Annotated in this window: 3 protein-coding genes; 2 read left to right on the top strand and 1 reads right to left on the bottom strand. The window is 38.8% G+C overall.

Annotation, left to right across the window (positions count from 1 at the left end; all coding sequences use genetic code 11):
- Window positions 1-327: 327 nt before the first annotated feature.
- Window positions 328-1,701, bottom strand: a complete 1,374-nt coding sequence (locus Q8907_14360) for a Mur ligase family protein (GenBank protein ID MDP4275455.1) — start codon at window positions 1,699-1,701, stop codon at window positions 328-330.
- A gap of 81 nt (window positions 1,702-1,782) precedes the next feature.
- On the opposite strand from Q8907_14360, the gene Q8907_14355 reads away from it, so the two are divergent.
- Both Q8907_14355 and smpB read left to right on the top strand, forming a co-directional pair.
- On the top strand, window positions 1,783-2,643 hold the full coding sequence (locus Q8907_14355) for an MBL fold metallo-hydrolase (protein MDP4275454.1): 861 nt from the start codon (window positions 1,783-1,785) through the stop codon (window positions 2,641-2,643).
- A gap of 93 nt (window positions 2,644-2,736) precedes the next feature.
- Window positions 2,737-3,204 carry an SsrA-binding protein SmpB gene (smpB, locus tag Q8907_14350; protein MDP4275453.1) on the top strand — a complete coding sequence of 156 codons (468 nt, stop codon included), beginning with the start codon at window positions 2,737-2,739 and terminating at the stop codon, window positions 3,202-3,204.
- Window positions 3,205-3,594: the final 390 nt, after the last annotated feature.

The following is a 3,594-nucleotide window of genomic DNA, read 5'->3' as shown; positions in this document are numbered from 1 at the left end:
TTGACTTTGACCTGATTTCAAGTATCCCTAAGAAATTATAATAGAATCCCTCGTGAACATTATGGTTCAAGAGGGTTCAAAGAGTTCAAAGTTTCATAGTGAACCTTGTGGAATCCTTGTGAACCTTGTGGTTTTTGTATATATAAAAATATTTTAACCACAAAGCTGACACAAAGAGCACAATAGTATTTTCAATATTTCACGGTTCCGTGTCTTGAATTTTTAGCACCTTTCAAAAATTTCTACCGGCCAGTTATAGCCCTTTTTTAAGGGGGTAAATTGGAAAATCAAATATTTAAAATTACACTGCGTTTGGCTGGGAAATATTTACTTGCAGTAAGTCCGTTTTATAATTTCTTTTGAAAATTCTTTAAAATCTATCCCGGAGAAGTTGCCTGAACTCATCAGCAGCAAATTTTTATCCCTCCAGTCAATTTGGAGGATAGTCTTTTGCAATTCCTGCGCATCCGTGAAAACAGTGACATTTTTGCCGGCAAAAGCTTCTTTTACTTCTTCCTTTGTAATGGATTGCAGATGTTTATGCTCTATGGTCTGTGGATTGAAATATACGAATGCCTGATCTGCTTCTATCATCGTTCCTTTGTAATGCGGCAAAAACTCTTTTGTCAGGCTGCTGAAGGTATGCAGTTCCATGCAGGCCACCAGATGCCTTTGAGGATATTGACTTTTTACGGCCTTGATGGTAGCCAGCAATTTTGAAGGGGAATGTGCAAAATCAAGGTAAATGCTCGTATCCTTATCCTCTTGCAGGAGTTGAAGCCTTTTGGCCGCACCTTTAAATTGGGAAATTGCCTGATAAAATTCCTGGTCGTTAATCCCTATCAGGTTGCAAACCTGTTTTGCCCCTGAAATATTTTGCAGGTTATGATCCCCAAAAATCTGCAGGGGTACTTTGCCTTCCGGGGTTAATAAATAAGTGGTTCCCTTTTCTATTTCATGAGGATGGGTATCATAAGGCAATTTTCTGACTCCTTCTTTCAACTGGTTTACGACCTTTCTGATGTTCTCATCTTGTCCGAAATAAACCACAGCACCTTTTGCAGGCACAAGTTGGGCAAAAATCCTGAACTGTTCCACATATTTATCGAAAGTAGGGAATACATTAATATGATCCCAAGCGATACCGCTGATTAAGGCGATATCGGGTTTATATAAATGAAATTTCGGGCGCGGGTCAAGGGTTGAAGCCAGATATTCGTCGCCTTCAAATACGGCAACCGGTGCATCCTCAGAAAGGCTTACCATGGCATCAAATCCTTCGAGTTGGGAACCTACCATATAATCGAATTTCTTATGATGAAAATGCAAAACATGCATAATCATTGCCGTAATGGTTGTCTTCCCATGGCTTCCCCCTATGACTACCCGGGTTTTGTTTTTGGTCTGTTCGTACAGGTATTCGGGATAGGAGTATATCCTCAGGTTGAGCTCCCTGGCTCTTTGAAGTTCAGGATTGTCCTCAAATGCATGCATGCCCAGGATCACTGCATCCAAATCCGGAGTAATCAAATCAGGGTTCCATCCCGGGGCTTCCGGTAAAAGGCCATAAGCTGCAAGATGACTCTTAGCCGGTTCGAAAATCTCATCATCACTGCCTGTTACTGTATATCCTTTTTTGGACAGGGCAATGGCCAAATTGTGCATGGCACTGCCTCCTATTGCTATAAAATGAACTTTCATGAACTTCTAACTGTTAATTAAATCTGATGCAAAAATAGCAATATGTGTCGTATATTTGCTTTATTATCATAAAGACATATCATGGAAATTTACCCTATTCACATAGAAAATTTTAAAATTGACGGGGGCGTTATGTTTGGTGTTGTCCCTAAGGTCCTGTGGAAAAAAGTTTATCCTGCTGATGATGAAAATTTATGCAACTGGGCTTTGCGTTCTTTACTCATCGTTGACGGGAATAGAAAGATATTGATAGATAATGGTTTCGGTGATAAACAAAGTGCCAAATTTTTTAGCCATTTCCATCTTAACGGAGGTAAAGGCCTGAAAGGTGCTCTTGCAGAATATGGCTACAAACCCGAAGATATTACCGATATGGTACTGACCCATCTGCATTACGATCATTGTGGGGGAGGATTGCGTTATAATTCCGACAGAACAGCTTTGGAACTTGTGTTTCCAAATGCTACCTACTGGATAAGCCGTTCTCAGTGGAATTGGGCTATAAATCCCAATAAGCGGGAAGCTGATTCTTTTTTAAGTGAAAATCTCCTGTATATGCAGGAAAGCGGGCATCTGAAATTTATTGAAAAAAATGGCATGCTTTTCCCCGATTTTGAAGTGAGGATATATGACGGCCATACCAAAGGGCAGGTTGTGCCTTTTATTCATTTTAACGGCAAAACTATTGTTTTTGTAGCCGATTTATTGCCTTCCGTTGCTCATATCCCTCTGCCTTATATTGCCAGTTATGATGTCGAACCTATGAAAACTTTAAAAGAAAAGGAAGATTTTTTAAACGAAGCTTTTGAAAATAATTATGTTTTATTTTTTGAACACGATTTATATAACGAATGCTGCAATTTGAAATGCGAACCCAAAGGAATAAAAGTTAAGGATACTTTTCTCCTTAAGGATTTTTTGTCTGGTGCCGGAAAGGTTTAAGCAGATGTTTCACAATCGCGGGGATCATGGTTTTATTATTAACTTTGCCTGAACCCTCAGGCTAAGGAGGGGGGCATTTTACATTTTTTAGATATGGAATCGAAAGTTAACATTAGAAATAAAAAAGCTTCCTTCAATTTTGAGTTTGTTGAAAAATATGTTGCCGGCATAGTCCTTACCGGTACTGAAATTAAATCTATACGGGAAGGGAAAGCCAGCCTGGTTGATGCTTTTTGCTATTTTAATAATAATGAGCTTTGGGTAAAGGGTATGAATATTTCCGAATATTGGTGGGGAAACTATAATAATCATGATCCCAGAAGGGACAGAAAATTATTATTGACGAAAAAAGAATTACAAAAACTTCAGCGCAAAACCCAGGAAAAAGGCTTGACCATTGTGGCCGTACATTTGTTTATCAATGAAAGAGGGCTGGCTAAGCTTGAAATCGCTTTAGCCCGTGGTAAAAAGGAATATGATAAACGCGAAGACCTTAAAAATGAAGATGCCCGCAGGGAATTAAGCCAGGTTAAAAAAGCATTTGCCCATAAAAATTATTAGACATATTTGTATTCTTAGTGCCTTTTTGCCTTAGTAGTAATATATTAATAGGTCACCGCTCGCGGCTTAATTATTTGATTTCACTATGCTTTCTACAAATAGGACGCCGCTATGCGGCTTAATGTAAAATTCATTCCGGAACCCAAGAAACTTTGAACCCTTTGAATTGGACTATATTGAACTTCTTGAACTGTATCAAACCTCCTCAAACAATCTCAAACCACTTTTTCCCTCCGTGCTCTTTGTGCCTTAGTGGTAAGGTATTTCAAACCACTTCAAACTATCATCAAACCACAAGGAACACAAATTTTTTCACAAGGGTCGCAAAGTGCTGACTCATACATGGATTTCTGTTAAAATAGTTTTCTATTGGGTAAAGAAGAAGTCTGT

The organism is Bacteroidota bacterium, from assembly GCA_030706565.1.
Taxonomy (GTDB): Bacteria; Bacteroidota; Bacteroidia; order Bacteroidales; family JAUZOH01; genus JAUZOH01.
Note: the sequence above shows the minus strand (reverse complement) of the source record. Positions and strands in the feature narration are given on the sequence as shown.